We start from the raw sequence: 25,959 nt of genomic DNA, 5'->3' as shown, positions 1-25,959 counted from the left end.
GCGCGACCGGTCAGCCGGTGGATCGGCGGGCGAAGAACTCGGCCATCGCCTCGGTGTGGGTGGAGAAGGCCAGCTCGACCGGCTCGGTGAGCACCAGCCACTCGGTCGCCTCCTCGGTCGGCGCCGACGGCGGCAGGTCGGCGGCCGACTGCTCCGGCAGCTCACCGAAGATCATGATGGTGCCGCCGGCCGGCGCGCCGTGCACCGCGAACAGCCGCGCCTGCTCGGCCCGCCCGACCAGGCCGGTCTCCTCCCGCAGCTCCCGGACCAGCGCGTCGGCCCACTCCTCGCCGTACTCGATGAAGCCGCCGGGCAGCGCGAGCAGGCCGCGGGCCGGCTCGATGTCCCGGCGCACCACGACCAGGCCGACCCCGTCGTCGGTGCGCACCGGCAACAGCGCCACCGCGACCGGCAGCGGGTTGCGCCACACCGTCTCGCCGCAGGCGGCGCAGACCCGCGGCCAGCCGGCGTCCGTCGGATAGGCGGCGCCGCAGAAGGAACAGTGCGAGTACGCGGAGCCGGTCATGTCGCCGCACGTTACCGCCCCGGCCGGCCCGGCGCTGCCGACGGTGGCCCGGGCCGGGCCCTCAAGCGGCCGGGCAGGACGAGGTCTGCGCCGGATCCGGCCCGGGCCAGGGTGGGCGGGCGCGCCGGGTCGCCGTCAGGCGGCCGGGGCGCCGGTGTAGGCGGCCGTGGTGCGGTCGGCGGCGGCCCGGGCCTGCTCGGGGTCGGTGCCCGCGGCGACGCTGGCCTCGCGCCAGGCCTCGCTGCTGGCGGTCATGAACCGGCGCCCGTCCGCCGACCCCATCCAGGCGGCGGCCGTCTCCGGAGTCACGCCGCTGCCGTCGTCGGCCAGGTGGGAGGCGAGGCCGAGCAGGCCGGAGTCCCAGCCGACGCCCACCGCGCCCGGGCCGAACTCGGCCCACCGCTGGTCATCGACGTGCGCGACGTGCTCCAGGGTGAACCGGGTGCGGCCGTCGCCGTCGGGGGTGAGCCGGACCTCGATCCAGCTCACCTCGCCGCCGAACTCCCAGGTGGCGGCGAAGCTGTGCGGCGGGTCGCAGCGCTCGACGACGCCGCCCGCGTTGCCCTCGAACTGGTAGCGGCCGTGCAGCCGCAGGTCGCCGGAGATCGGCAGGAACCAGCGGGGGATGCGTTCGGCGCTGGTGCAGGCGTCCCAGACGTCCTCCAGCGGCGCGTCGTACGTCTGGCTGATGGTGAGCACCCGGGCCTCGCCGGCGTCGAGGGTGCGGCCGCCGACCGTACGGCGGACGGCGCTGATCTGGTGGCTGGTGTCGATCATGGTGGGCTCCTGTCATCGGTCGACTCGGTGTGCAGCCGCCGTTCGCGTCGGCCCCGGGCCAGCTCGGTGCCGAGCGCGTCGAGGGCCGGCGCCCAGAACCGCCGGAACCCGGACAGCCACTCGTCGACCTCGCGCAGCGGGCGCGGGTCGACGGCGTAGAGGCGCCGGGCGCCCTGTGGTCGTACGGTGGCGAAGCCGTTCTCGCGCAGCACCCGCAGGTGCTGGGAGACGGCCGGCTGGGAGATGCCGAACTCCTCCTGGATCACCCCGGTGACGTCGCCGGCGGTCAGCTCGCCCGAGGCCAGCAGCTCCAGGATGCGCCGACGCACCGGATCACCGAGGACGTCGAAGGCGTGCACAACCCCTTTGTATCAGGAGCGACTTATATAAGCAAACAGCCTACCGGCGGCGGGCCGGGTGGCCCGCCGCCGGGAAGGGCTCAGCAGGCGCCGTTGCAGGCCAGCACCCGCAGCCGGTCCAGGGTGCCGTTCCAGACGTTCTGGTCGCCGGGGTAGGTGCCCGCGTCCGCGTACTGCCAGAACGAGTACGTCCCCCAGCCGGCCGGCAGGGTGCCGACGCTGCTGGAGTACCGGGCGATCCACAGCGGGCTGTTGGCCGCGAACTGCGAGGTGTTGCCGGTGCAGGTGGACCACCAGTCGGTGGTGGTGTAGATGGTGGCCCACCGGCCGGTGCGCGCCTGGTACTGGTTGACGAACGACGCGATCCAGCTGCGCATCGAGGCCTGGCTCAGCCCGAAGCAGGTCGAGCCGTACGGGTTGTACTCGATGTCCAGCGCGCCGGGCAGCGTCTTGCCGTCGGCCGACCAGCCGCCGCCGTGGTCGACGAAGTAGTTGGCCTGGGTGGCGCCGCTGGAGCGGTCCGGCAGGGCGAAGTGGTACGCCCCGCGGATCATCCCGACGTTGAACGAGCCGTTGTACTGCTGGGCGAAGTACGGGTTGGTGTAGCCGGTGCCCTCGGTGGCCTTGACGTAGGCGAACCGGGCGCCGTTGCCGTAGGCGGCGGACCAGTTGACGTTGCCCTGGTAGCCGGAGACGTCCATGCCGGGGGTGCCGGCGGGGGCGGCGGCGGCCGGGCCGGCGCCCAGCGTGGCCGCGGCGACCAGGGTCGCGGTGGCCAACAATCCGGCCGCGACGCTGCGGAGACGGTTCATCTTTCCTCCCTCGGGGGTGCCGCTGGGGGTAGCGGCGGGAGCGGTGAAGGGAACTGTCAGTATTAGGTCACAAGACGGAGATGACTTTCAATAGTTCCAATCAAGGTCATCTATGCGGCGAGGACCTCTGCCGCCGCCCGCTCGCCGGCCAGCACCGCGCCCTCCAGGTAGCCGGCCCAGCGGGTCGCCGTCTCGGTGCCGGCCCAGTGCAGCCGGCCCACCGGGCGGCGCAGCTGCGGCCCGTAGTCGGCCCAGGAGCCCGGGGTCAGCGCCCCGCAGAAGCAGCCTCGGGTCCACTCGTCGGCCGACCAGTCGTACTCGATCAGGTCGTCGGGCGCGGCGGCGGCCGGCCCGACCAGCGCGACCAGCGCGTCCCGCCAGGCCGCCCGGCGGGCGTCCGGCGACAGCCGGCGCAGCTCGCGGGCCTGCCGGCCGTACGCGAACGCGGTCAGCACGCCGCGGGGCGAGTCCGGGGTGCTGTTGTCGACCGTCTCGGTCACCGGCCCGTCCGCGGCGGTGGCCACCCCCGAGCGGCCCGCCGCGCGCCAGAACGGCTCGGGATAGACCGCGTGCGCCTTCAGCGCCGACCCCATCGGCATCCGCTGGGTGAGCCCGTCGCGCAACGCCGGCAGCGCCGGCCGGTACGCGATCCGCCCGGCCAGCGCCGGCGCCACCGCGACCACCGCCACGTCCGCCCGGTGCACACCCCGATCGGTGTACGCGACCACCCCGCCGTCGTCGGTGTGGATCGCCTGCACCGGCGCGTCGCAGACCACCGTCCCCGGTTCCAGCGCGGCGGCCATCCGCTGCGCCAGCGCGGCCGGGCCGCCCACGATCCGGTCCTGCTGGGCGCCGCCGGCCATCCCCAGCAGCAGCCCGGCCCCGCCGCCGCTGCGCAGGTAGAACAGCAGCTGCAGCAGGGAGATCTCATCCGGGTCGGCGGCCAGCAGGCCACCGGCGAGCAGCCGGCCCACGTACCGTCCGGTCACCTCGTCGCCGGCGGCGTCGGCCAGCCAACCGCCCAGCGTGAGCCGGTCCCACTCGGCGGCCCGCGCGGCGCGCCACGGCGCCGCCGGGTCCACCTGGTCGGCGTACCCGTCGAGCCGGGCGACCAGCCGGCCGGCCGACTCCGGCGGGGCCTCGCGCAGCCGGCCGTCCCAGCGCACCACCGGCGCGCCCATCGCCGCCGACGGAAAGGTGACCAGCCCGTACGCGGCGACCAGCGCGGCCATCCGGTCCTGGGTCGGGCCGATCCACTGGGCGCCCAGGTCGAGCTGGGTGCCGTCCGGCAGCCACCGGGTGAGCACCCGACCGCCGACCCGGTCCCGCGCCTCCAGCACCCGCACCGCGCAGCCGGCCTCGGCCAGCGCCAGCGCGGTGGCCAGCCCGGAGAAGCCCGCGCCGACCACCACCACCCGCACGCCGCGCGGATACCCCCGTCCTGGCGGCCCATGCCTGGCCGGCCGGGCATGGATGCGGGTCGAAGCGCCGACCAGAATGAGGTCCTGGCCGCCGGCTACCGGGTCCGAGCCGGCCGGATGTCGATCCGGGCCGCCGCCGATCGTTTCGGTGGTGGAAGGTCCCCGACGACAGGAGGAGCGCCATGAAGCAGTACCTGATCAGCATGTACCAGCCCGAGGGCGGCCGGCCCGACCCGGAGTTCCTGGCCGGGGTGATGCGCGAGCTCGGTGCGATCCGCGACGAGCTGGTCTCGACCGACTCGTGGGTCTTCGGGCAGGGCCTGCACGACCCGTCGACCGCCACCGTGCTGCGGGGCAAGGGCGACGAGGTGCTGGTCACCGACGGCCCGTACGTCGAGGGCAAGGAGTACCTCGGCGGCGTCACCATCATCCGGGCGGCCGACCTCGACGCCGCCCTGGAGTGGGGCCGCCGGTACGCGGTCGCCACCACCCTGCCGATCGAGGTCCGCCCCTTCCAGGGCGAGGCGTGACGGTCGACGTCGCCGCGGTCTTCCGCGCCGAGTACGGCCGCGCGGTAGCCGTCCTGACCCGTCTCCTCGGCGAGATCGACCTCGCCGAGGAGGCGGTGCAGGACGCGTTCACCGAGGCGGTGCGGCGCTGGCCCGAGGCCGGCCTGCCGCCCAGCCCGGCCGGCTGGATCATCACCACCGCCCGCAACCGGGCGATCGACCGGCTGCGCCGGGAGGCGACCCGGGCCGACCGGCACGCCCAGGCGGCGCTGCTGCACGCGCCGACCACCCCGACCGAGGAGGGACCCGTGCGCGACGACCGGCTCCGGCTGATCTTCACCTGCTGCCACCCGGCGCTCGCCCCGGCCGCCCGGGTCGCGCTCACCCTGCGCCTGCTCGGCGGGCTGGGCACCGCGGAGATCGCCCGCGCGTTCCTGGTGCCGGAGCCGACCATGGCGCAGCGCCTGGTCCGGGCCAAGGCGAAGATCCGCGACGCCGGCATCCCGTACCGGGTGCCGCGCGACGCCGACCTGCCCGACCGGCTGCGCGCCGTCCTCGCCGTGCTCTACCTGATCTTCACCGCCGGGCACACCGCCGGCGCGGGGGAGCGGCCGGTCCGCGCGGAGCTCTGCGTCGAGGCGGTCCGGCTGGCCCGGCTGCTCGTCGAGCTGATGCCCGACGAGCCGGAGGCGCTCGGGCTGCTCGCCCTGATGCTGCTCACCGAGGCGCGCCGGCCGGCCCGGGTCGCCGCCGACGGCACCCTGGTGCCGCTCGCCGAGCAGGATCGCACCCGCTGGGACCCGGTGCTGGTCACCGAGGGGCAGGCGCTGGTCCGCCGCTGCCTGCGCCGCGACCGCCCCGGCCCGTACCAGGTCCAGGCCGCGATCCACGCCGTGCACAGCGCCGCCCCGACCGCCGCCGGCACCGACTGGCGCCAGGTCCTCCAGCTGTACGACCAGCTCCGGGCGTACGACCCGGGGCCGGTGGTGGCGCTCAACCGGGCGGTGGCGCTCGCCGAGGTGCGCGGCCCGGCCGAGGCGCTCGCCGTGCTGGACGCCCTCAACCTCGACGGCTACCACGTGTTCCACGCGGTCCGCGCCGACCTGCTGCGCCGGCTGGGCCGGGCGGCGGAGGCGGCCCGGGCGTACGACACGGCGGCCGAGCGCACCCCCAACGAGGCGGAACGCGCGTACCTGCGCCGCCGCCGGGAGCAGCTGGTCAGCCGGTGAGCGTCCGGTCGGCCGGCTCTGACTCGGCGAACGGGGCGAGCGCCCGGGTCAGCTCCTGACCCAGCCGCTCCTCGACGTGCCGGGCCTGACCGCGCAGCGCGTACCAGGACTCGGCGGTGGCCATCCAGAGCAGCTGCGGCACCAGGTCGGTGCACCGGTCGCGTACCCACCGGGTGCCCTTCACCGCGAGCCAGGCCAGCTGCGCCTGCCGGCTCGGCGGCGGGTTGCCCGGCTCCGGGTCCGGCCGCCGGTGCACCGGGTGACCGCGCGCGACGAGCAGGTCCGCGTACGAGGTGGCCAGCAGCCGGTGACCGCGCTCGCTCGGGTGCAGCCGGTCCACGCTCCACATGCCGCGCCGGTACGTGTCCGGGTGGTTGGCCGCGTCGAAGTGGACGGTGCCGTACCGCCGGGCCGCGTGGTCGGTGACCGCGTTGACCGCCGCGATCCGACGGGCCAGCGGCCGGGCCAGCCCGGGCGGCAGGCCGAACATCCGCCCCGGCTCGGGCAGCCGGGCGGTGAGCACCACCGCGCCGCTGTCGTGCAGCGCCCCGATCGTGCCCATCAGCGCGGCGCTGATCGCCCCCACGTCGAAGGTCGCCCGCAACGTGTCGTTGACCCCGACCAGCACCGCGGCGACGGTCGGCCGCAGCGCCAACGCCGCCGGCAGCTGGGCGCGGGCCACGTCGCCGGTCAGCGCGCCGGTGGTCGCGAGGTTGTGGAACCGCACCGAGTCGGGCGGGCCGAGCGCGTCGGCGAGCAGCGCCGCCCAGCCGCGCCAGCGGCCGTCCGGCATCGGGTCGCCGAGCCCGACGGTGATCGAGTCGCCCAGGGCCACGAAACGGGCGTGGTGCGGGGTCAGCATGGCCGGTGCCAGCGGGTACGCACGAGTAGAAGGTCGGGGACGCGTGCGCCGGGCAGGTCACGCCGGACTGACCGACGGACGAACGACCGGCGAAGATCGTCGTCGGGCGGGGCGGCCGGGCCGGCGCGGGTCGTAACGTGGCGGCATGACCGAGGCGGTGCGCGCGTCGTCCCCGACCCCGCCGGGCGGCGAACGGTCGCGTCGGGCCCGACTCGCCGTTGAGTACGCGGTGCTCTTCTTCGGCCTGGTGACCGCGTACACGGTGGCCGACGTCCCGGGCGGGCCGATCCCACCGCTGGTGGTGCTGGGTCTGGCGGCGTGGTGGTACCTGCGCCGCCGACCCGACTTCGACCACGCCGACCTGCTGCGCCCCGCCGCGCTGCGCCCGGCCCTGTCCCGCATCCTGGCGCTGTGGGCGGTCGCGTTGGTGCTGGCCGTCGCCGCGGTCGCCGTGCTCACCCCCGAGCGCCTCTTCGACCTGCCCCGCGAGCGCCCGCTGCTCTGGACAGCGGTGATGGTCTTCTACCCGCTCTTCTCGGTCTATCCGCAGGAGCTGATCTTCCGAGCGTTCCTGATGCACCGGTACGCCCCGCTCTTCGGCACCGGAGTCGGCGCGGTGGCGGCCAGCGCCGCCGCCTTCGGCTTCGCGCACGTCATCTTCGGCAACGTCGCCTCGGTGCTGCTCACGGTGGCCGGCGGCTGGCTCTTCGCCCGGCGCTACCGGGCTACTCGGTCGCTGCTGACCGCCTCGGTCGAGCACGCCCTGTACGGCGTCCTCGCCTTCACCGTCGGCCTCGGCAACCTCTTCTACCACGCCGCCCTCTGACCTCTGCCGGTCGTTGTGGCCCCATGATCGTCTACGCGCCACCGACTCGACACGCCGACGAACTGCCGCTCACACGTAGACGATCAAGGCCGCCTAGCAGATCCGGGGGCGCCGTGGGGCGTTGTGCACAGGGTGGGGTGCTGTCCACAGGCGGCTGGCGGCGGGGTAGAAGGGGTGGTTCGGGCGGGGCAGGGTCTGCGGCGTGGAGGACGTGCTGATGAGCCTCGTCGCCGGAGGGGGCGGCGTGGTGACCTGGGGCCGTTCGCGGGAGGTGGTGCCGGAATGGGCGCTGCGCCGGGCCTGCCGTGCCGGTCGGCTGGTGCGGGTGCTGCCCCGGGTCTACGTGGACGCTCGGCTCATCCGCGAGCCACCGCCCGCCCGGCTCCACCTGCCCTCGGGCGAGTGGCCGCTGCTGGCCCGCCTTGATCCGTCGACGGCTCGGCGGGCGGCACTCGCCCACGCCGACGGGCGGGGCGCGCTGAGCCGGCTGAGCGCGCTTGACGCCTGGGGCCTGCGGGAACAGGTCTGGGGTGAGCCGGCGCACCTGGATGCACCGGCCGGTTCCGGCCTCCGCTCGCGACCGCATCTTCTTGTCCACGCTCGACGTGGGCTGTCCCTCGCCCCGCCCGACGTGGCCATCCGGGCTGGGCAACCGGTGGTCCGGCTGGACCGAGCGCTGGTCGACGCCTGGCCGCTCCTGCCGGTGGTCGAACGCCCCGCGCCGGTGATCCGAGCGGTCAACGAGCGGCTCACCACACCGGGTCGCCTGGTGGCGACGCTCGCGGCCAACCCGCAGCTGCCCGACCGCGCCCAGCTGCGCTCGTTGCTGGGCAAGCTGGCCGCCGGTTGCCGTAGTCCACTGGAGATCTGGGGTCACGACCAGGTGTTCGTCGGCCCCGGGATGCCACCGTTCCAGCGTCAGGCCCGCATGGTCGTGGGCCGCCGGGTCATGTACCTCGACCTGTACGCAGAGCGGGAACGCGTCGACATCGAGCTGGACGGCGCGACCACGCACGGCGACCCTCGCCAGCGCGAGGTCGACCTGCGGCGTGACGCGCTGCTCGCCACCGTCGGCATCCAGGTGGTCCGCTTCAGCCACCGCCGCCTGACCCACGCCCGCCGCCGTACGCGAGGAGGCGCTCACCATCCTCGCCGCCCGCCGCGCGTTGGTGCCTTGATCGTCTACACACCACCGACTCGACACGCCGCCATGCCGCCGCTCACGCGTAGACGATCAAGGAGCGCGCCCCCGCCGGGACGACCGCGTCAGTCGCGGAGGGTGCGGAGGATGCGGGCCAGGTGGTCCTGGTCGGTGGGGGAGAGGTGGCCGAAGAGGCGGGCCGCCTCGGCGTCGCGGGCGGCACGGATGGCGGCGCCGACCCGCGTACCCTCCTTGGTCAGCTCGACCAGGGTCGCGCGCCGGTCGGCCGGGTCGGGGCGGCGGGCGACGAGGCCGCGCTCCTCCAGGCCGTCGACCACCTCGGTGGCGGAGCGCGGCGCGATGTGCAGGTGCTCGGCGAGCGCGCTGAGCCGCATCGCCCCGTGCCGGGTGAGCACGCCGAGCGCCCGGGCCTGCCCCGGGTTCACCTGCCACGGGCCGAGCGTCTCGCGCGACTGGTGGCGCAGCCGTCGGGCCACCGCCCAGAACAGCTCGGGCAGGCTCGCCGCCGCGGCCGCGTCGGACTCCTGGCTCCGGCCGGGTTCCCGGGCCGGGCCCGGTTCCTGGGAGAGGGGCGTGTCGGCGGTCACCGGAATACCGTAGCAGGATTCCCTGTTGTTGCCTCATGATGAGGTAACCTCAGCAATGGCACCGACGAAAACATGACCCCGACGAGAAGAGGCATCCCTTGGAAACCACCCCCACCCACCGGGAGGGCCGCGGCGGCGCCCCCCGGAAAGTCAGCGCCGCCGAGAAGGCCCAGGCCCGCGAGGTCTCGCTGCGCCGGATCGGCCGGCTCTTCACCGCGTACCGCGGGCAGTTGGCGACCGTGGTCGCGATCATCGTGCTCTCCTCGATCATCGCGATGGCCTCGCCGTTCCTGCTGCGTACGGTGATCGACCGCGCCCTGCCCGGGCGCGACCTCACCCTGCTGGCCTGGCTGGTCGCGGGCATGGTCGCGGTCGCCGCGGTGACCGCCGTGCTCGGCGTCGTGCAGACCTGGATCTCCACCCGGATCGGCCAGCAGGTGATGCACGGGCTGCGCACCGACGTCTTCGCCCACCTGCACCGGCAGTCGATCGCGTTCTTCACCCGCACCCGCACCGGCGAGGTGCAGTCTCGGATCACCAACGACATCGGCGGCATGCAGACCGTCGTCACCTCCACCGCCACCTCGATCGCGTCGAATCTGACCACCGTGGTCGCCACGCTGGTCGCCATGGTGGCGCTGTCCTGGCGGCTCACCCTGGTCTCGCTGGTGGTGCTGCCGCCGGCGATCTGGCTGACCCGCCGGGTCGCCGCGCTGCGCCGGGAGATCACCGCCCAGCGCCAGCGTGAGCTGGCCGACCTCAACGTCACCATCGAGGAGGGGCTGTCGATCAGCGGCGTCCAGCTGAGCAAGACCCTCGGCGCCGGCGCCGCGCTGACCGAGCGGTTCAACGCCTCCTCGGCCCGGCTGGTCGACCTGGAGCTGCGCTCCGAGCTGGCCGGCCGGTGGCGGATGGCCTCGATGAGCGTCATCTTCGCCGCCATCCCGGCCCTGATCTACCTCGGCGCCGGCCTGCCCGGCACCGCCGGCACGCTCAGCATCGGCACCCTGGTCGCCTTCACCGCCCTGCAGGGCGGGCTGTTCCGGCCGCTGATGGGGCTGCTGAACGTGGGCGTCTCGCTGACCGCCTCGCTGGCGCTGTTCGCCCGGATCTTCGAGTACCTCGACCTCCCCGTCGAGGTGGACGACCCCGCGCGGCCCGTCGACATCGACCCTGCCCTGGTCCGCGGCCACCTGCGGGTCGAGGACGTCACCTTCGCCTACCCGGGCAGCGACACCGCGGCCCTCGCCGGGGTCAGCCTGGACGTGCCGGCCGGCACCAGCCTCGCCCTGGTCGGCGAGACCGGCTCCGGCAAGAGCACCTTGGCCGCGCTGGTCAGCCGGCTGCACGACCCGGACGCCGGGCGGATCACCATCGACGGCGTCGACCTGCGCGACCTGCGCCTGACCGACCTGGCCGCCGTGGTGGGCGTGGTCAGCCAGGAGACCTACCTGCTGCACACCACCGTCCGGGAGAACCTGCGGTACGCCCGACCGGACGCCACCGACGCGCAGATCGAGGACGCGGCCCGCGCCGCGCAGATCCACGACCTCATCGCCGGCCTGCCCGACGGGTACGACACCATGGTCGGCTCCCGCGGCCACCGCTTCTCCGGCGGCGAGAAGCAGCGCCTGGCGATCGCCCGTACGCTGCTGCGCGACCCGCGGATCCTGGTGCTGGACGAGGCGACCAGCGCGCTGGACACCGAGACCGAGCGCGCCGTGCAGCGGGCCTTCGACCGGCTCGCCGAGGGCCGGACGGTGTTCACCATCGCGCACCGGCTCTCCACCGTCCGCGACGCCGACCAGATCGTGGTCCTCGACCACGGCCGGGTCGTCGAGGCGGGCACCCACCAGAGCCTGCTCGACCGGGCCGGCCGGTACGCCGCCCTCGCGGCGTGACCGGCGCGGCACCGGCCGACGGCGATGCCGGCCGGCGACAGCGCCGGGCCGACGGCGGCGCGGGTCAGGCCGACGGCGCCTGCTGGGCGGCCCACTCGGCCACCCGGCGGGCGCTCTCCTGCTCGGACAGGTCCTCGACCCGGGTCAGCACCGACCAGCGCACCCCGAACGGGTCCCGGATGCTGGCGAACCGGTCGCCCGAGACGAACGTGGCCGGCTTCTCGCGGATCGTCGCCCCGGCCGCCTCGGCCCGGGCCACCACGTCGTCCACGTCCGGGCAGTAGAGGCCCATCGAGTAACAGTCCTGCTCGCCCTCGGGCGCGGCGACCAGCCCGTAGTCCGGCATCGGCTCGCCGAGCTGCAGCAGCCCGTTGCCGAAGTCCAGGACGGCGTGCGCCACCACCCCGCCCATCTCGGTCACGTCCACCACCCGTGCGCCGAAGATCCTGGCGTAGAAGTCGATCGCCCCCTTGGCGTCCGCGATGGCCAGGAACGGGGTCAGGCTGGTGGCGCCGTGCGGCGTGCCGTTGGTGGTGTGCTCGCCGGTGGCGGCCTGGTTGGTCTCAGTCATGCCCGCGAGCGTAGGAACGCCGAGCCCGCCGGGCTTGAAGATTCGCGACAGCGGGCCCACCGGGAGGCCGGAAACCGGATCGGCGATGCGCGAGTCGTAGGTGCGGTGTGGGTAGAGTGTCGCCGTGCAGAGTGGAGTGCAGGCCCAGGTGCCGGTGCTGTACGTCGCGGACGCGGACGCCGCCCGACGGTTCTACGAGATCTTCGGGTACGCGGAGACGCGCACCGGCGGCGACGGAGATTCCCGCTGGTCGTACCTGCAGTGCGGGGAGCTGACCCTGCTGCTCGCCCAGGTCACCCCGCGCCTGGTCACCGTCGAGCTGCCGCTGCTGATCTACCTGTACGTCGAGGACCTGGAGCCGACCGTCGAGCGGCTGACCGTCGCCGGTTACCCCGTCGAGCGCGCCGGCTATCCCGAGCACGCGCCTGGCGGGGAGTGCCGCACCACCGACCCGGACGGCAACACGGTGCTGTTCGGGCAGCGTCGGGCCGTACCGGCGCAGGCCCGGGTGGAACGGCCCGGCGGCGAGGCGCGGTTCTCGCTGATCCGCGAGGCCGCCGAGGCGGTCAGCCGGCGCGGCGGGGCGCCCGCCCGCTGCCAGATCGGCGCCCCGGACGGCGAGGCCTGCCCGGAGGCGGCAGAGGTCAAGCTCGCCGACTCGTGGGGCGACACGGTGTGGAGCTGCGTGGCGCACGCCGAGGAGACGCTGCTCAACGCCCGCGGCGCGTTCCTGGCCACCGAGGACGGGCAGGGGTTGGGGCCGTTCCTGCGCGCCCGCCAGGCACAGCCGACACCTTCCGCCCAGGGCTGACGCCCGGCACACCCGGATCGCTCCTGCCCACCACGGCCTGGCGCTGTGCGTTCGATCCCTAAGGCCGGATTGCCGACACCCACAGTCCCATTGACGGGACTGCTGGTACTGCCTAGCATCGGACTCGATACGTAGCGTGACGCCAGCGGAGGAGCCGTGCCGGGTCGTGCAGGCAGTCTCACCCAGATCGCCGGAAGTGTCCGCCTCGACGCGGTGATGGTCGAGGTGCGGATGAGTCGCGCCGTGTTCCACTCGCGGGCGGACCTGATGCACGCCTTCACCTGGGCGGTGCGACGTCTCGACTCCGGGGTGCAGGTCCGCTTGGAGACCCGGCAGGCCGACGACGAGCCGTACGACCTGCTCTGCTCCGGGCCGCGGGGGCGCACGGCGATCGAGTTCAGCTACTGCACCGCTCGGTGGGAGGGCCGCGATCCCGGCACGGGGGAGCGGGTCCGGCTGCCCGGCACCGGTGCCGAGCCGACCCGGAGCGACTTCGCCGCGAACGTCGCCCGGCTGGAGAGGCTCTGCCTCCGCGATCCCGGGCCGATGACCGGGCTTGCCCTCATGTTGACCAACGACCCGGCGAACTGGAGCACCCCGAGCGGTCGCTCCGCCGGTGCGGCGAACGGTCCGCGCATCCACGAGGGTCGCCGGTCGACCGGCACCGTCCATCAGGAGCCAGACCGGTACGCCTGGGCGGCGCGGCGTGGAACGACGGTCGGCCATCCGCCCGCCTGGCGGGAGTACGCCCACCTGGACGGCCGGTACGCCGAGTTCCGCTGGATGGCCGTGCAGGTGGATGCCGGGTGGGCGGACGCCAGACGGCCGGTGGCGGACGAGCCCGCGAGCTGACCGGCTCGCAATACGACGCTCAGGTGGCAAGGCGGGACGACCGTCACCTGCCGCTGCGTACGAGCGTCGCCGGTCGGTCGGCGGTCACCGGCCGGAGGCCCGCGAGTCGGACGTACACCTCCCGCTTGGTGGTCGCCCGGTCGCGCCGGTCGAGCACGTAGCCGGTGATCCAGAGCCAACCCGGGTACGGCTCGTCGGGGCTGACCGACACCACGCTCAGGCGAAGAGCACGGTCGCCGGCGAACTGCACAGAGGCGGCGCCGTCGACGACCAGCAGGTCGCCCGGGGAGGGGCGAGCGTTCACCGCGGTCCCGCGTTCGGCCTCGGGCACTCCCGGGCGTGTCTGGACTGCCAGTCGCGCAGGGCCCGCTTGATCCGGTCGTTCTCCTGGCCGAGCAGGCGTACCCGCTGGTGGAGGTCGTTCAGCTCGTCGGCGACCTGGGCCTGGAAGCCGCGTACCTGATCGGGGTCGGCGCCTCGGCGCCGGATGTCGAAGGCCCGATTCCGCACCTCGTGCGGCGTGAGGCGGGCCGCGCCTCCGACGCCGTAGAGCCGGCCACCTCGATACACGTCGCTCACCGCATGTCCTCTCCGCAAGGGGTCTGGAAGGGCGGGCCGTCCGCACGCCGGCCGCGGACGGCCCGCCCGCCCCGCCGCCGCAGCCTGGGATCGGCGGTACGGCGGCGGAGCAGTCAGGTGGGTCGGGTCGGGTCGGGACGGGCACGCGCCCGCCCCGACCTGGGGGATGAGCCGGTCTCGTTGCCACGCGAGGAGCAGCTCCGATCAAACATATATGCCTAAGCAGTGGATGGCAACGCTCAGTTGTCTGTCGGGATCATGTCGTGATCAAATTGGCGTGCCACGCAAGGAGCGCCATGCCACAGACGCCGGACTACATCCGGATCTCGAACGAGATCGTCGATGACGTGCACCAGGGGAAGGTGCACGCGGGGGACAAGCTGCCCTCGATCGCCGACCTGGCCGACCGGTTCGCCGTCAGCTCGTCGACCATCCAGATGGTCTACGTACGACTGGAGGCTCTCCGGGTGATCCGACGGCATCAGGGCAAGGGCGTCTTCGTCACCGACCCGAAGACCTGGATGCGGGAGCCCTGAGCCTCGGCTCGGGTCGATGCGACGTCTCAATTTTCGGCTGCGGCTTCCGGATGATCCTCGCCTGCCTGAACGCCGACCCCGATGGCTTGCAGGGGTTACTCACCATCCGTCGCCCTCGGCGCCGCCGAGGCGCGGGTCCGACGTCCTGCGCATGAGTCGCGACCGACCCACGTCCGTGCTGAATCCCCACTGCCGGTAGAAGGGCACCATCTCCGGTTGGCAGACGAGTTCGATGCTCCGTACCGCAGCCAGACGGCAATGCCCGACGACGGCGCCGAGCAGCACGCCGCCCAGCCCGACGCCTCGCATGTCGGGTGCCACGATCACGTCGAGAACGACGGCGAGGTACGCGTAGTCGGTCAGCACGCGGGCGAAGCCCACCAACCGATCGCTCTCGCGATGGATCAGGGTCACTACGAGGTCGGAGGCCGCGATCATCGCCGCGACATCGTCGGCCGATCTGTCGTTCGTCCACCACTCGGCGGCGAACATCTCCACCAGCTGCCCGACCCGGTCGGCGTCCACGTGCTCTCGTACCTCGACATCGCATTGATCCACGACACCAGCGTCCCAGGGGTCGGTAGCCCGGTGAGGGAGCCGTCCGGTCTTCGGCCGCGTCCAAGGGACATGACGACATCACGGCTCGGGTGGGCAGCCGTCCCGCTGCTCCTGCTCATCGCCTCCTGCGCCCAGCGGGTCGACTCCGGCCCCGGCGACGGCGGCGCCCCGCCCCCGTACCCCGCCGACGCGCTGGTGCTCCGGATCGACTACACGGGTGGCTTCGTGCCGGCGGTCGTGGCGGCCACCCGGCTGCCCGGCGTGAGCGTCTACGGCGACGGCCGGGTGATCACCCAGGGGCCGGTCCCCGCGATCTATCCCGGTCCGGCCCTGCCGAACCTCCAGGTGGGAGGGATCAGCACCGACGAGGTGTCGGCGCTCGTCGAGCGGGCCCGCGCCGCCGGGGTGGGCAGCGCCGTCGACCTGGGCCGACCGTCCATCACCGACGTGCGCACGACCCGGTTCACCATCCACGGCCCGGCCGGCACGCAGGAGTTGGCGGTCTACGCCCTCGGCGAGGCCACCCGCCCCGAAGCCGGCCTGACCGCCGCGCAGCTGGCCGCGCGCGCCAAGCTGCGCGCCTTCGCCCAGACGCTGACCGACCCGTCGGGCGCCCCGACGAGTCCCTACCAGCCGACCGCCCTCGTCGCCGTCGCGCGACCGTGGGTCGCCGGCCAGGACGGTCTACACCATCCCGAGGTGCCCTGGCCCGGTCCCGCGTTGCCCGGCGCCGCCCTCGGTGCCGGCTCCGAGCTGGGCTGCGTGACGGTCACCGGGGCGGCCGTGCGGCCGGTGCTCGACGCGGCCGCCCGGGCCAACGCGGCGACGCCGTGGACCTTCGGCGGGAAGCGCTGGGCGATCACCCTCCGGCCGTTGCTGCCCGACGAAACCGACTGCGCGAGCCTGCCGGTCGACCGCTGACGCGAACGGCTCGTGCGGCGGTCAGGCCGGATCGGCGCCGTTCTGTGCCCCGTCCGACCGCGAGCCGTGTGGCTGTTCGGGGATCACGTCGATCCGGGTGAAGGGCGCGTTCAGGTCCTCGTACCGGCGGCGTTCCCGCAGCAGGTGCTCGCTCCACCGCGCCGCCGCCTCCTGCTCGGCCATCATGTGCCGGCGGGCGCGGGCGACCTCCTCCTTCAACGCCTGCGCCGCGTCGCCCGGGCCGTCGACGAACTCGTCCATGATCGTCACCCAGTGCCGGTTGAGCCGCTCGGCGTACCGGGCCCGCCTGATGAACAGCTCGTTCTCGCAGTCCAGCCGGATCAGGCCTTCCCAGTGTGGGCGGAGCACCTCGGCGACCCGCTCGTCGAGGCGTACCGAGAGGTCGGGGCGGCAGTCCACCGACACCGGGCCGCGCCGGTAGCGCCACGGCGGCGGCTCCCGCTCGGCGATCGTGCGCCGCAACGCGGCCTCCAGGTCGCCGGCCCGGTGCGCGGGGACGGTGGGGGACCGTTCGGCGGCGATCCGGCGTACCCGGTCGAGGGCGTCGGCGGTGAAGTGCTGGGCGTACCAGGCCAGCGCCGAGGCGTGCACGCCGGTGGACGTCCAGGTGAGGGTGGTCCGCACGGTGAAGGCGAACACGTGCCCCTGCGCGGGCACCACCACTGCCCCGGCCGTCTCGTGCCGCTCCACCAGGTCGTCCGCCGGGGGCGGCGGCGCCGACGGATCCGCCGCCGCGGCGGAGAGCACCCGCTGCAGCACCGGGGACAGCTGCCGGCTCCAGAGGGTACGCAGCACCAGCGCGACCTGGGTGCCGAGCTCGCGGCCCTGGTCGGTCCAGCGCCGCCGGGGCTCCTCCGGCGAGGTCTGCTCGCCCGGCCCGTCGGTCATGGCACCCCTCCTCGTCGCAAGCGGTCGCCCCGGTGTGCCGGGACGGTGGCGGGCGCCTCGATGCGCGGATCAGCGGGGTGGCTGACGCGAGGGGTGTCGACCGGCTCACGCTAACAACGCGGCGCCGGCGGCGGCGGTCGCCGCGCGGGCCGGTCGGCGCCGGGCATTCGGACAGCCGTCGGTCGCCCGGGTCACGGTGGCGACTCGACGTCCGGGCAGCGCGGAGCGGCGTTGCCGAGGTGCACCTGCCGGGCGGGTGGCCGGCCGGACGGCAGGTGAACGCCGCTCGTCCCCCGGACACCTGGGGTACGTCGGTTGATCGCTTTCCGGTCAGCTGTCCCCGGCAGGCTGCGGACGTGCTGACCCCGCCGACCGTCCTGGCGTACCGGATCGTCGGTGCGGCCGGCGCCACCCTGCTGGCCGCCGCCGGGCTGGCCGCCGGCGCGCTGCCCGCCGGCGGGTGGTTCACCGGGCCGCACCACCACGCGGAGTCGGCGCTGCTGGCCGCGTACACCGGGTTGACGTTGCTGGTGGTGGCCTGGTGGTGGGCGGGCCGCGAGCTGCGCGGCCCGGGCATCGACCGGCGCTCCGCGCTGGTCACCCTGGCCTGCTGGTCGGCGCCGCTGCTGCTCGGCCCGCCGATGTTCAGCCGGGACGCCTACAGCTACCTCGCCCAGGGCGCGATGGTCGCCGGCGACATCGACGTGTACCGGTTCGGCGTGGCGCACCTGGGCGGCCGGCTCGCCGCCGAGGTGCCGGCCATGTGGCAGCAGACCCCGGCGCCGTACGGGCCGGCGTTCCTCGGGCTGGCCGCGCTGGTCAGCACGGTCGCCGGCGGCAAGCTGGTGCTCGGGGTGCTGGGGCTGCGGCTGGTCGCGCTGCTCGGCATCGGCCTGCTGGTGCTCGGCGTGCCCCGGCTGGCCCGGCAGTGCGGCGTCGATCCCTGCGCCGCGCTCTGGCTCGGCGTGCTCAACCCGCTGGTGCCGCTGCACCTGATCGCCGGCGCGCACAACGAGGCGATCATGCTCGGCCTGCTGGTCGCCGGGCTCTGCCTGGCCTTCGACCGCCAGCACGCCGCCGCCACCGTGCTGATCACCCTGGCCGCGCTGGTCAAGGCGCCGGCCGCCGCCGGGCTGCTGGTGGTGGTGCTGCTCGCCGCGCGTGCCCACGGTCGCTGGCCCGCGGTGGCCCGCACCGCCGGCGTCGCCGCGGCCACCGGCGCCCTGGTCAGCTGGGCCACCGGCATCGGGTACGGCTGGATCACCGCGCTGGGCACCCCGGTCTACCGGCACAGCTGGTCGATCTCCAGCGCGCTCGGCCGCGCCTCCGACCGGGCGCTGCGCGGCCTGGGCCTCGATCTCGGCGAGGGACCGATGCGCTTCTGGGTGTGGGGTGGCCTGCTCGGCGTGCTGGCCGTGGCCGGATACGCCTGGCACCGCCGCCACCAGCTCGGGCCCGCGTACGCGCTGGGTCTGACGCTGGCCGCGGTGGCGCTGCTCGGCCCGGTCACCCGGCCCTGGTACGGCCTGTGGGGCCTGGTCCCGCTCGCCGCCGGCGCCCGGGACCCCCGGGTCCGGCTGCTGGCGGCGCTGGCCGCGGTGGTGCTGGCGTTCCTGGCGCTGCCCAGCGGGTTCGGCCCGCAGCCGGCGCAGCTGGCGCTGGCCACCCTGGGGGTGCTGGTCGGCCTGGCCGCGGGCGGCTACCTGCGGCTGGTGCTCGCCACGCCGGTGCGGGTGGGCGCGTCGTGAGCCGGGACGTCCTGCCCGCTCCCGCGCAGAGCCGCCGGACGCGCCGGTTGACGCTCGACCAGCGGCGGGCGCTCGGCGTGGCCGTGGTCGCGGTGGCGATCGGCGTGGCGGTGGCGCTGGTGCCTGGGCACCGCGGCTGGTTCGACGTGGGCGTCTACCACGGCGCGGTCGGGCACTGGCTGGCCGGCGGCGAGCTGTACGACTGGAAGACCTGGAACGACTACGGCTTCACCTACCCGCCGTTCGCAGCGCTGTGCATGGTGCCGCTGGCCACCCTGCCGTGGTACCCGGCGATCACGGTGAGCGTGCTGGGCTCGGTGCTGGCCGGCGCGTTCCTGCTCTGGCTGCTGGTGGACCCGCTGGCCCGCCGGCACGGCTGGAGTCGCTGGTTCGCCTTCGCGGTCGCCGCCTGCCTGCTGGCCATGCTGAACCCGGTGCGGGACACGGTCAGTTTCGGGCAGGTCAACCTGGTGCTGCTGGCGCTGGTCTGGGCCGACCTGTGGCTGCTGGAGCGCGGCCGCCGATCGGCGGGGATCGGCATCGGGCTGGCGGCGGCGATCAAGCTGACCCCGGCGATCTTCATCGGGTACCTGCTGGTCACCCGGCGCTGGCGGGCCGCGGCGGTGGCCGCCGGCACCGCCGCGGGCGCCACCCTGGTCGCGGCCGCGGTCGCCCCGGACGCCTCGCGGACGTACTTCCTCGACACGCTCTGGGACACCAGCCGGGTCGGCAAGCTGGAGTACATCTCCAACCAGTCGCTGATGGGGCTGGTGGCCCGGCTCGACCCGACCCACCCGAGCCGGCTGGCCTGGCTGACCCTGGTCGCCCTGGCGCTCGGCGTCTGGGCGGTACGCGCCCGGCGGGCCGTCCGGCTCGGCGACGAGCGGGCCGGCTTCGCGCTCACCGGCGTGGTCGGCTGCCTGGTCAGCCCGGTGACCTGGGTGCACCACCTGGTCTGGCTGGTGCCGGCGCTGGTGGCGCTGGTCGCCTCGACCCTGCCCTGGCTGCCCCGGGACGGTTCGGCCCGACGCCGGCTGTACGCCGCGGGCGGGGCGTTCCTGGTGCTGGTCAGCGGGCTGGTCTGGCTGTGGGCCAACGACATCGACGGGCTGCCCGGGCTGCTCGGCGGCGGCAGCTACACCCTGGTGGCGGTGGGTCTGCTGGTGCTGCTGCCGATCGGGGCGGACGGTCAGGCCGGTCGGTCGAGGATCGCGGCGAATCGCCGCTCGGCCAGGTCCAGCTGAGCGAAGATGTGCCGCTTGACCGGCGCCGACAGCGGGGTGTCCGGCCGGGCGATCAGGTCCCGGAACATCGGCACCAGCGGCCGGTACTTCGCCGCCGACCGGGCCACCTTCGCGCCGACCGAGTAGACCACGCCCACCCCGTTGTCGGTGAAGTCGGAAACCTTGATCACCCGGGCCCACGGCTCCCGGGCCAGGCTCACCGCGAGATGCTCGCGGTACTGCGCGTTGCGGTCCCGCTCCGGGTCGTACGCCGGGTTGGTGACCGCGGCGACCAGCCGGGCGACCCGCGGCCCGAACCGCGCGGCGAGGGTGGCCAGCGCCGCCGCCGTCGGATCCGCCGCCCCCGGCCCGGCCAGGGCGTCGGGGTGGTCCTCCACCGCGTCGTGCAGGAGGCCGGCGACGATCACGTCGACGTCCCGCACCTGGTAGTGGTGCACCAGCCGGATCGCCACCCGCAGCAGGTGGTTCAGGTACGGCTCGCGGGTGCGGCGGTCGTCCCGGTGCAGCCGGGCGGCGAGGTCCAAGGCCTCGGTCAGCCGTTCGCGGTCGGTCGGGTCGAACGCGGCGGCCTCCAGCCGGAACCGGGCCAGCAGGCCGGGCTCGCCGTGGATCTCGGTGATCGCGTGCATCGGCATGGTGGCCAGATTCGGCGGGACATCCATGGCACCACTTATAGCCGATCATCACGAACCCGTGGTGCCCCGCGCGGCGGGTCAGGCGGTGCCGGACAGCCGCTTCACCAGCCGCACCACGGTCCCGTCCGGGCCGCCGTCGATCCGCGCCTCGTCCATCAGCCGCGCCATGATCAACCGTCCGCGCCCACGCTCGGTGCCCTCGGCCCGCGGGTCCCGCCAGCCACCGGTGTCGGAGATCTCGATCTCCAGCCGGTCCGCCCGCAGCCGCCCCCGCACCGTGGTGGTCGACCCCGGGGCGAAGCGGTAGCCGTGCTCGATGGCGTTCGCGCACGCCTCGCCGACCGCGATCAGCACCGCCTCCACGTCGTCCTCGCCCGCGTCCAGGCCGACCAGCCAGGCACGCAGCTCGTCCCGGGTGGGAGAGAGCCGGGCCGGGTCGGCCGGCAGCGCGGCGGAGAACACCGCCGGCTCCCGGTGCCGGTAGATCAGCACCGCCACGTCGTCGTCGCGGACCTCCGGCAACAGGTCCCGCACGATGGCGTCGGCCAGCTCGCCCTCCGGCAGCCGCCGGCCCTCGGCCAGGCTGGCCACCGCCCGGGCGATGCCCGCGTCGATCAGCTCGCGTCGCCGCTCCACCAGGCCGTCGGTGTAGAGCAGCAGGGTGGAGCCGGGCCGCAGCTGGGCGTCCGCCTCCGGCCGGCCGCTGACCGCGACGCTGGCCAGCGGCACCGAGCCGGCCCGGTCCAGCAGCTCGGAGGTGCCGTCGGCGTGCATCAGGATGCCCGGCGGGTGACCGGCCGAGGAGTAGCGCAGCATCCCGAGCGACCGGTCGACGATCGCGCAGAACACCGTGGTGTTGCCGCCGCCGGGCACCATCCGGGCGAAGTCGTCCAGCGCGGCCAGCACCTCCGCCGGGCCCTTGGCCTGCAACAGCAGCGCCCGGCAGGCGTTGCGCAGCTGGCCCATCACGGTCGCCGCGGACAGGCCCCGACCGACGCAGTCGCCGACCACCACCGCGACCAGGTCGCCCGGCAGCGGCACCACGTCGTACCAGTCGCCGCCCACCTCCAGCGGCCGGACCGCCGGCTCGTAGCGCACCGCGAAACCGGCCGGCAGGTCCACCGGGCCGAGCATCGCCCGCTGCATGGCCAGCGCCACCGTCCGCTGCGTCTCGTACGCCCGCGCCCGGGCCAGCGCCTGGGCCAGCGCCCCGCACAGCTGCCGCACCAGCGGCCGGTCCACCGTCGGCAGCGGCCGCGGCGGGTCCAGCTCCAACCACAGCCCGCCGCCGGGCGCCGCCGGCTCGATCCGCGCGCCCAGCCCGGTCGCCCGCCCCTCGGCGTCGCGTTCCAGGTACGGCTCACCGTCCGCCGGCAGCGCGTCGAGGATCCGCCGCACCCGCGCGGAGTGGTCCAGGCCGGCGCCCACCACCACCGGGTTTCCCGCGCCGTCCACCGCCACCGCGATGCCGCGGTCGGCCCGGACCATGCCCCGCAGCTCGGCCAGGCCCGCCTCCAGCACCTCGCTCAGGTCGGTGGCGCCGGCCAGCCGGGCGGTCAGCGCGGCCAGGGCGGCGGTGCGGGCCGCCGCCCCCATCTCCGCCGTGACGTCGCGCAGGGTGGCCACGAACAGCAGCCGGTCGGTCCGCGGCTCGCGCACCGAGTTGTAGACGGCCTCCACCCAGAGCCGGTGGCCGTCGGCGTGCCGCAGCGGCAGCGTCAACCGGCCGCGGCCGACCCGCTCCGCCTCCCGCATCGCGGCGGTGATGTCGGCGCGCTCCCGGGGATCCAGCTCGGTGTCCGGCCACCAGCCGAACGGCGGCGGCCCGGGCAGGTCCACCTCGGTCACGCCGATCAGCTCGCAGAAGGCGTCGTTCACCTCGACCAGGGTGCCGTCCGGGTCGATCACGGCGAACGCGTCCTGCAGCGAGTCGATCAGCGCGGTCCGCCAGGTGGCCTCGTCCCGGCGCAGCCGGGACAGCTCCAGGTGCGCGGCGACCCGGGCCAGCAGCTCGTCGGAGGTGAACGGCTTCGCCAGGTAGTCGTCCGCGCCGGCGCGCAGCCCCTCGACGGCCGCGTCGCCGCCGGCCCGGGCGGAGAGCACGATCACCGGGAGGGTCGCGGTCCGCCGGTCGGCGCGCAGCTCGCGCAGCAGGCCGGCGCCGTCCAGCCGGGGCATCATCAGGTCCGTCAGCACCAGGTCGGGCGGGTCGGCCAGGGCCCGCTCCAGCCCGTCCCGGCCGTCCACGGCGGCGACCACCCGGTGGTGCGGGGCCAGCAGCCCGACCAGGAACGTCCGCAGGTCGGCGTTGTCCTCCACCACCAGCACGGTGGACGCGCCGGGCGGCGGCGCCGGCGGGGCGACCACCGGGACCCCGGCCGCCGGCGTCGTCCAGCTCAGGGCCTCCTGCGGGTACGCCCGGCCGGCGCGCACCGGCGTCGTCGGCGCGGCCACCCCGGGCCGCCCGTACGGCAGCCGGACGGTGAAGGTGGAGCCCTCGCCCTCGACCGAGTGCACCGTCACCTCGCCGTCGTGCAGGCGTACCAGCTCCTGCACCAGCGCCAGGCCGATGCCGGCGCCCTCCGCGGCGCGGGCCCCGCCGCGCACCCGGTGGAACCGGCGGAACACCAGCGACAACTGGTCGGCCGGCACCCCGACCCCGGTGTCGGTGACGGTCAGCGTCACCTGGTGGGCGTCGCCGCGCAGCCGCACCTCGACGCCGCCCGACGCGGTGTACTTCACCGCGTTGGACAGCAGGTTGACCAGCACCTTCTCCCACATGTCCCGGTCCACGTGCGGGGTGCGCGGCAGTGGCGCGACGTCCACCCGGAAGTCCAGCCCGGCCGCCCGCATCGCGTGCTCGAAGGACGCGGCCACCCCGCTGGTGAGCGCGGCCAGGTCGGTCGGCACCCGCTCCGGCTCCAGCCGGCCGCCCTCGATCCGGGCGAAGTCCAGCATGTCGTCGACCAGCTTGCGCAGCCGCCCGGCGTGCCGGTGCACCAGCTCCAGCCGATGCCGCTGGGCCGGCGGCAGCGGCTCGCCGCGGTCGGCGAGACTCTCCCGCACCGGCCCGGTGATCAGGGTCAGCGGGGTGCGCAGCTCGTGGCTGACGTCGGTGAAGAACTCCGTCTTGGCCCGGTCCAGCTCGGCCAGCGCGGTGGCCCGGCGGCGCTGCGCGTCGTACGCCAGCACGTCGGTCAGCGCGGTCGACACCCGGCTCGCCACCAGGTCCATGAAGTGCCGGTACGGCCGGTCCAGCGGCAGGAACGGGCTGACTCCCAGCACCAGCACCCCCACCGGCGTGCTCCGGCCCGTCGCCAGCAGCGGCAGCACCATCCCCTCGACCACCGGCACCGGGCCGGCCTCGAGATCCGGGCGTCGGGCCGGGGGCAGCAGCTCGCCGAGCCCGGTGACCGGCGCCGGCCGGCCGGTGCGCAGCACCTCGGCCAGCTCGGGCAGCCCGTCCAGGCGGTCGAGCTGCTGCGGCGAGGCATCACCGAAGGCCGCGACCAGGGTCAACGCGCCCGGCCCCGGCTCGCCGCTCGGCGGCTCGTCGCCGAGGATCTGGTCCTCGTTCAGGTAGAACCGGCCCACAGGCAGGTCGGTGCGGTCCCGGGCGAGCACCGCGGCGGCCGCCCGGGCGGCGTCCCGGGCGCTGTCCGCCTCGGCGATGGACAGCTCCCCGAGCTCGCGCAGCAGGGCCAGCCGGCGGTCGCCGACCACCCGACCCGTCACGTCGGAGGTGGCCACGAAGATCCCGGTCACCGCGCTGCGGTCGTCGTGGATCGGGCTGTAGGAGAACGTCCAGTACGTCTCCTCCCAATACCCCCGCCGGTGCATGTACAGCATGGTGTTCTCGCCGTGCGCCGCGCCCCGCCCGGCGAGGACGCCCTCGGCCAGCGGACCCATCGCGTCCCACACGTCCGGCCAGCACTCGGCCGCGGGCTGGCCGATCCCGGCCGGGTACTTGTCGCCCAGATGGGGGGTGTAGGCGTGGTTGAAGATCTGCACCAGCTCGGGACCCCACCAGATCAGCATGGGGATCGTCGAGGGGAGCACGGTGCGGACCGCGGCCCGCAGCTCCGCCGGCCAGGTCTCCACCGGCCCGAGCGGGGTGGCCGCCCAGTCCGTGGCGCGGTGCGCCGCGCTGGTCGGGTCGGCGCCGGGGAAGAGATCGGCCGCGGCGTCGCCCGCCCCCCGTGTGCTCGTCACCTCGCGGCCACCTCCCTTCCCAGCTCACGTCGGGTTCGAGCGGCCTGGCCGTCACCCGCGGGCCCCCATTGTCCCCGCTCCCGCCCGGCTTCGAACCTCGGCCCGGGTGTGACCCCGGCTGCCCACCCGGCGGAACCGCGCGAGGACGCTCCGGACGGGCCAGAATCGGGGGATGGACCGGGTGCTGGAGGTGCTGGTGGCGCTGCCGCCGGCGCTGGTCCTGGCGCTGGTCTTCCTGCTGCCCGCGCTGGAGGCGTCCACCTTCCTGGGCCTGCTGGTGCCGGGCGAGGTGGCCGTGCTGGTGGGCGGGGTGCTGGCCCACGAGGGGCGGCTGCCGCTGTGGGCGGTGGTGGTCGCCGCGCTGGCCGGCGCCGCGCTCGGCGACCAGACCGGCTACCTGGTCGGCCGCCGGTACGGCCACCGCCTGCTGGCCCGCACCCCGCGCCGGTTCGTCCGCTCCGGCGAGCTGCGCCGGGCCCTGGACCTGGTCCGCCGCCGGGGCGCCAGCGCGGTGGTGCTGGGGCGCTGGGCGGCGGCGCTGCGGGCGCTGGTGCCCGGCCTGGCCGGGCTGAGCGGGATCCCGCAGCGCACCTTCACCGCCGCGAACCTCACCGGCGGGGCGCTCTGGGCGGTGACCGTGGCGCTGCTCGGCTACCTCTTCGGCGCGTCGTACCGGCTGCTGGAGCGGCGGCTCGGGCTGGGCGGGGAGGCGGTGCTCGCCGTCGTGCTGGTGGCGCTGGCGCTGCGCCTGTGGCGGCACCGCCGCGCCGCCCGTCGGGATCCCGGGCCCTGACCGCGCGACCGGTTGGTGCTCCTTGATCGGCTACGGCTGAGCGACTCGACACGCCGCCTTCTCGCCGCTGAGCCGTATTCGATCAAGGTGCCCGGCGCTCGGCGCATCAAAGGTAGGGCGGCGGTCAGCGGAGGGTGAGGGCGTGGTCGGCGGGGCAGCCCGGAGGCAGCGGGGCCTGCACCCCGGCGACCGTGGCGCCACGCCCCTCGGGCAGCGCGTCCGCCCGGGCGCCGAGCAGCGCCCAGGTCGTGTCGCCCGAGCGCAGCAGCACCCAGTCGCCGGAGCGGTCGACGGTGCCGGTGAGGCTGCGGTAGCCGCGTACCAGGTCGCCCCTGCGGTCCGGGTCGCCGGCGCCCGTCGGCGTCGCCGCGGTGGCGCGGGCCGGGGAGGCGGTCGGGGGTCGGCCGCCCGGCGTGGGCGCGCCACCGGTCTTGGCGACGGGCGGCGCGGGAGGGGTCGACGGGGGAGCCGACGCCGGGCGCTCGGGCGAGGGCGACGCGGGGCCGGTCGGCGGCGCGCCACCGGACGCCACAGGGGTCGGATCGGGCCCGTCGCCGCAGGCGGTGAGCAGGAGCAGGGTCGCCACGACGAGCGCGGCGGTACGCGTGGCCGTCATGGC

At 75.1% G+C, this 25,959-nt stretch carries 26 protein-coding genes and 1 pseudogene; 12 read left to right on the top strand and 15 right to left on the bottom strand.

The features are described 5' to 3' along the window. Positions 1-10 precede the first annotated feature (10 nt). From ACFY3U_RS18815 to ACFY3U_RS18795, 5 genes are all read right to left on the bottom strand, one after another. On the bottom strand, positions 11-526 hold the full coding sequence (locus tag ACFY3U_RS18815) for an NUDIX domain-containing protein (RefSeq protein ID WP_387202922.1): 516 nt from the start codon (positions 524-526) through the stop codon (positions 11-13). Positions 527-661: 135 nt separating this feature from the next. Next, the gene (locus ACFY3U_RS18810) at positions 662-1,303 is read right to left on the bottom strand and encodes an SRPBCC family protein (protein ID WP_387202919.1); all 642 of its coding nucleotides are present in this window, start codon (positions 1,301-1,303) and stop codon (positions 662-664) included. Next, on the bottom strand, positions 1,300-1,662 hold the full coding sequence (locus tag ACFY3U_RS18805; RefSeq protein ID WP_387202916.1) for an ArsR/SmtB family transcription factor: 363 nt from the start codon (positions 1,660-1,662) through the stop codon (positions 1,300-1,302). The genes ACFY3U_RS18810 and ACFY3U_RS18805 overlap by 4 nt, the downstream gene beginning before the upstream one ends. Positions 1,663-1,742: 80 nt before the next feature. Then, on the bottom strand, positions 1,743-2,474 hold the full coding sequence (locus tag ACFY3U_RS18800) for a lysozyme (protein ID WP_387202913.1): 732 nt from the start codon (positions 2,472-2,474) through the stop codon (positions 1,743-1,745). A 110-nt stretch (positions 2,475-2,584) separates the two neighbouring features. Then, complete coding sequence (locus tag ACFY3U_RS18795) at positions 2,585-3,895, bottom strand: flavin monoamine oxidase family protein (protein ID WP_387202911.1); 1,311 nt, start codon at positions 3,893-3,895, stop codon at positions 2,585-2,587. Positions 3,896-4,077: 182 nt separating this feature from the next. Between ACFY3U_RS18795 and ACFY3U_RS18790 the strand changes: the two genes are divergently transcribed. Together ACFY3U_RS18790 and ACFY3U_RS18785 are read left to right on the top strand one after the other, a co-directional pair. Further along, positions 4,078-4,425: a YciI family protein gene (locus ACFY3U_RS18790; RefSeq protein WP_387202908.1), complete on the top strand. Its 348-nt coding sequence runs from the start codon at positions 4,078-4,080 to the stop codon at positions 4,423-4,425. Further along, entirely contained in the window at positions 4,422-5,633 is a 1,212-nt protein-coding gene (locus tag ACFY3U_RS18785) for an RNA polymerase sigma factor (protein WP_387202905.1), read from the top strand. Before ACFY3U_RS18790 ends, ACFY3U_RS18785 begins: the two co-directional genes overlap by 4 nt. Here ACFY3U_RS18785 and ACFY3U_RS18780 read toward each other — a convergent pair. Beyond that, positions 5,623-6,495 (bottom strand): SGNH/GDSL hydrolase family protein, encoded by an 873-nt coding sequence (locus ACFY3U_RS18780; RefSeq protein ID WP_387202902.1) that lies wholly within the window; start codon positions 6,493-6,495, stop codon positions 5,623-5,625. The genes ACFY3U_RS18785 and ACFY3U_RS18780 overlap by 11 nt on opposite strands. A 145-nt stretch (positions 6,496-6,640) precedes the next feature. Here ACFY3U_RS18780 and ACFY3U_RS18775 point away from each other — a divergent pair, with 145 nt between their 5' ends. Continuing rightward, positions 6,641-7,321 carry a type II CAAX prenyl endopeptidase Rce1 family protein gene (locus ACFY3U_RS18775; RefSeq protein ID WP_387202899.1) on the top strand — a complete coding sequence of 227 codons (681 nt, stop codon included), beginning with the start codon at positions 6,641-6,643 and terminating at the stop codon, positions 7,319-7,321. 217 nt (positions 7,322-7,538) lie between these two features. Further along, a pseudogene (locus tag ACFY3U_RS18770) lies at positions 7,539-8,375 on the top strand (hypothetical protein); the annotation flags it as partial. A 212-nt stretch (positions 8,376-8,587) separates the two neighbouring features. Here ACFY3U_RS18770 and ACFY3U_RS18765 read toward each other — a convergent pair. After that, entirely contained in the window at positions 8,588-8,980 is a 393-nt protein-coding gene (locus ACFY3U_RS18765) for a MarR family winged helix-turn-helix transcriptional regulator (protein ID WP_387203035.1), read from the bottom strand. Between the two features lie 188 nt (positions 8,981-9,168). On the opposite strand from ACFY3U_RS18765, the gene ACFY3U_RS18760 reads away from it, so the two are divergent. Next, on the top strand, positions 9,169-10,971 hold the full coding sequence (locus tag ACFY3U_RS18760) for an ABC transporter ATP-binding protein (protein ID WP_387202896.1): 1,803 nt from the start codon (positions 9,169-9,171) through the stop codon (positions 10,969-10,971). Positions 10,972-11,035: 64 nt separating this feature from the next. Here ACFY3U_RS18760 and ACFY3U_RS18755 read toward each other — a convergent pair whose 3' ends face one another. Further along, positions 11,036-11,542, bottom strand: a complete 507-nt coding sequence (locus ACFY3U_RS18755) for a VOC family protein (RefSeq protein ID WP_387202893.1) — start codon at positions 11,540-11,542, stop codon at positions 11,036-11,038. 124 nt (positions 11,543-11,666) lie between these two features. Between ACFY3U_RS18755 and ACFY3U_RS18750 the strand changes: the two genes are divergently transcribed. Beyond that, a complete protein-coding gene (locus tag ACFY3U_RS18750; protein ID WP_387202890.1) occupies positions 11,667-12,353 on the top strand; it encodes a VOC family protein in 687 nt (228 codons plus the stop codon). Positions 12,354-12,509: 156 nt separating this feature from the next. After that, positions 12,510-13,205, top strand: coding sequence for a hypothetical protein (locus ACFY3U_RS18745; protein WP_387202887.1), 696 nt, complete (start codon positions 12,510-12,512; stop codon positions 13,203-13,205). A 43-nt stretch (positions 13,206-13,248) separates the two neighbouring features. On the opposite strand, the gene ACFY3U_RS18740 is transcribed toward ACFY3U_RS18745, so the two are convergent. Further along, positions 13,249-13,509: a hypothetical protein gene (locus tag ACFY3U_RS18740; protein WP_387202884.1), complete on the bottom strand. Its 261-nt coding sequence runs from the start codon at positions 13,507-13,509 to the stop codon at positions 13,249-13,251. Continuing rightward, positions 13,506-13,784: a DivIVA domain-containing protein gene (locus ACFY3U_RS18735; protein WP_387202882.1), complete on the bottom strand. Its 279-nt coding sequence runs from the start codon at positions 13,782-13,784 to the stop codon at positions 13,506-13,508. Before ACFY3U_RS18735 ends, ACFY3U_RS18740 begins: the two co-directional genes overlap by 4 nt. A gap of 296 nt (positions 13,785-14,080) precedes the next feature. Between ACFY3U_RS18735 and ACFY3U_RS18730 the strand changes: the two genes are divergently transcribed. Further along, a complete protein-coding gene (locus ACFY3U_RS18730; RefSeq protein ID WP_387202879.1) occupies positions 14,081-14,320 on the top strand; it encodes a winged helix-turn-helix domain-containing protein in 240 nt (79 codons plus the stop codon). A gap of 99 nt (positions 14,321-14,419) precedes the next feature. Here ACFY3U_RS18730 and ACFY3U_RS18725 read toward each other — a convergent pair whose 3' ends face one another. Beyond that, on the bottom strand, positions 14,420-14,845 hold the full coding sequence (locus ACFY3U_RS18725; protein WP_387202876.1) for a GNAT family N-acetyltransferase: 426 nt from the start codon (positions 14,843-14,845) through the stop codon (positions 14,420-14,422). Between the two features lie 102 nt (positions 14,846-14,947). Between ACFY3U_RS18725 and ACFY3U_RS18720 the strand changes: the two genes are divergently transcribed. Further along, the gene (locus ACFY3U_RS18720; RefSeq protein WP_387202873.1) at positions 14,948-15,799 is read left to right on the top strand and encodes a hypothetical protein; all 852 of its coding nucleotides are present in this window, start codon (positions 14,948-14,950) and stop codon (positions 15,797-15,799) included. Between the two features lie 21 nt (positions 15,800-15,820). On the opposite strand, the gene ACFY3U_RS18715 is transcribed toward ACFY3U_RS18720, so the two are convergent. Beyond that, on the bottom strand, positions 15,821-16,708 hold the full coding sequence (locus ACFY3U_RS18715) for a hypothetical protein (protein WP_387202870.1): 888 nt from the start codon (positions 16,706-16,708) through the stop codon (positions 15,821-15,823). A gap of 356 nt (positions 16,709-17,064) precedes the next feature. Here ACFY3U_RS18715 and mptB point away from each other — a divergent pair, with 356 nt between their 5' ends. After that, positions 17,065-18,456 carry a polyprenol phosphomannose-dependent alpha 1,6 mannosyltransferase MptB gene (gene mptB, locus ACFY3U_RS18710; RefSeq protein ID WP_387202867.1) on the top strand — a complete coding sequence of 464 codons (1,392 nt, stop codon included), beginning with the start codon at positions 17,065-17,067 and terminating at the stop codon, positions 18,454-18,456. After that, positions 18,453-19,700, top strand: coding sequence for a glycosyltransferase family 87 protein (locus tag ACFY3U_RS18705; protein ID WP_387202864.1), 1,248 nt, complete (start codon positions 18,453-18,455; stop codon positions 19,698-19,700). The genes mptB and ACFY3U_RS18705 overlap by 4 nt, the downstream gene beginning before the upstream one ends. On the opposite strand, the gene ACFY3U_RS18700 is transcribed toward ACFY3U_RS18705, so the two are convergent. After that, positions 19,646-20,362 (bottom strand): HD domain-containing protein, encoded by a 717-nt coding sequence (locus tag ACFY3U_RS18700; protein WP_387202862.1) that lies wholly within the window; start codon positions 20,360-20,362, stop codon positions 19,646-19,648. The genes ACFY3U_RS18705 and ACFY3U_RS18700 overlap by 55 nt on opposite strands. A 51-nt stretch (positions 20,363-20,413) precedes the next feature. Then, entirely contained in the window at positions 20,414-24,547 is a 4,134-nt protein-coding gene (locus ACFY3U_RS18695; RefSeq protein WP_387202859.1) for a SpoIIE family protein phosphatase, read from the bottom strand. Positions 24,548-24,719: 172 nt separating this feature from the next. Between ACFY3U_RS18695 and ACFY3U_RS18690 the strand changes: the two genes are divergently transcribed. Continuing rightward, entirely contained in the window at positions 24,720-25,340 is a 621-nt protein-coding gene (locus ACFY3U_RS18690; protein WP_387202856.1) for a DedA family protein, read from the top strand. Positions 25,341-25,464: 124 nt separating this feature from the next. Here ACFY3U_RS18690 and ACFY3U_RS18685 read toward each other — a convergent pair whose 3' ends face one another. Next, positions 25,465-25,956 carry a hypothetical protein gene (locus ACFY3U_RS18685; RefSeq protein ID WP_387202852.1) on the bottom strand — a complete coding sequence of 164 codons (492 nt, stop codon included), beginning with the start codon at positions 25,954-25,956 and terminating at the stop codon, positions 25,465-25,467. Positions 25,957-25,959: the final 3 nt, after the last annotated feature.

The organism is Micromonospora sp. NPDC000089, from assembly GCF_042899365.1.
Taxonomy (GTDB): domain Bacteria; phylum Actinomycetota; class Actinomycetes; order Mycobacteriales; family Micromonosporaceae; genus Micromonospora.
Note: the sequence above shows the minus strand (reverse complement) of the source record. Positions and strands in the feature narration are given on the sequence as shown.

Bases quoted from the DNA above. Each gene is read 5' to 3' on its own strand.
- ACFY3U_RS18775 (WP_387202899.1), top strand. From the start codon at position 6,641: ATGACCGAGGCGGTGCGCGCGTCGTCCCCGACCCCGCCGGGCGGCGAA.
- ACFY3U_RS18755 (WP_387202893.1), bottom strand. From the start codon at position 11,542: ATGACTGAGACCAACCAGGCCGCCACCGGCGAGCACACCACCAACGGC.
- ACFY3U_RS18720 (WP_387202873.1), top strand. From the start codon at position 14,948: ATGACGACATCACGGCTCGGGTGGGCAGCCGTCCCGCTGCTCCTGCTC.
- ACFY3U_RS18715 (WP_387202870.1), bottom strand. From the start codon at position 16,708: ATGACCGACGGGCCGGGCGAGCAGACCTCGCCGGAGGAGCCCCGGCGG.
- ACFY3U_RS18780 (WP_387202902.1), bottom strand. From the start codon at position 6,495: ATGCTGACCCCGCACCACGCCCGTTTCGTGGCCCTGGGCGACTCGATC.
- ACFY3U_RS18815 (WP_387202922.1), bottom strand. From the start codon at position 526: ATGACCGGCTCCGCGTACTCGCACTGTTCCTTCTGCGGCGCCGCCTAT.
- ACFY3U_RS18690 (WP_387202856.1), top strand. From the start codon at position 24,720: ATGGACCGGGTGCTGGAGGTGCTGGTGGCGCTGCCGCCGGCGCTGGTC.
- ACFY3U_RS18730 (WP_387202879.1), top strand. From the start codon at position 14,081: ATGCCACAGACGCCGGACTACATCCGGATCTCGAACGAGATCGTCGAT.
- ACFY3U_RS18810 (WP_387202919.1), bottom strand. From the start codon at position 1,303: ATGATCGACACCAGCCACCAGATCAGCGCCGTCCGCCGTACGGTCGGC.
- ACFY3U_RS18685 (WP_387202852.1), bottom strand. From the start codon at position 25,956: ATGACGGCCACGCGTACCGCCGCGCTCGTCGTGGCGACCCTGCTCCTG.
- ACFY3U_RS18800 (WP_387202913.1), bottom strand. From the start codon at position 2,474: ATGAACCGTCTCCGCAGCGTCGCGGCCGGATTGTTGGCCACCGCGACC.
- ACFY3U_RS18790 (WP_387202908.1), top strand. From the start codon at position 4,078: ATGAAGCAGTACCTGATCAGCATGTACCAGCCCGAGGGCGGCCGGCCC.
- ACFY3U_RS18700 (WP_387202862.1), bottom strand. From the start codon at position 20,362: ATGGATGTCCCGCCGAATCTGGCCACCATGCCGATGCACGCGATCACC.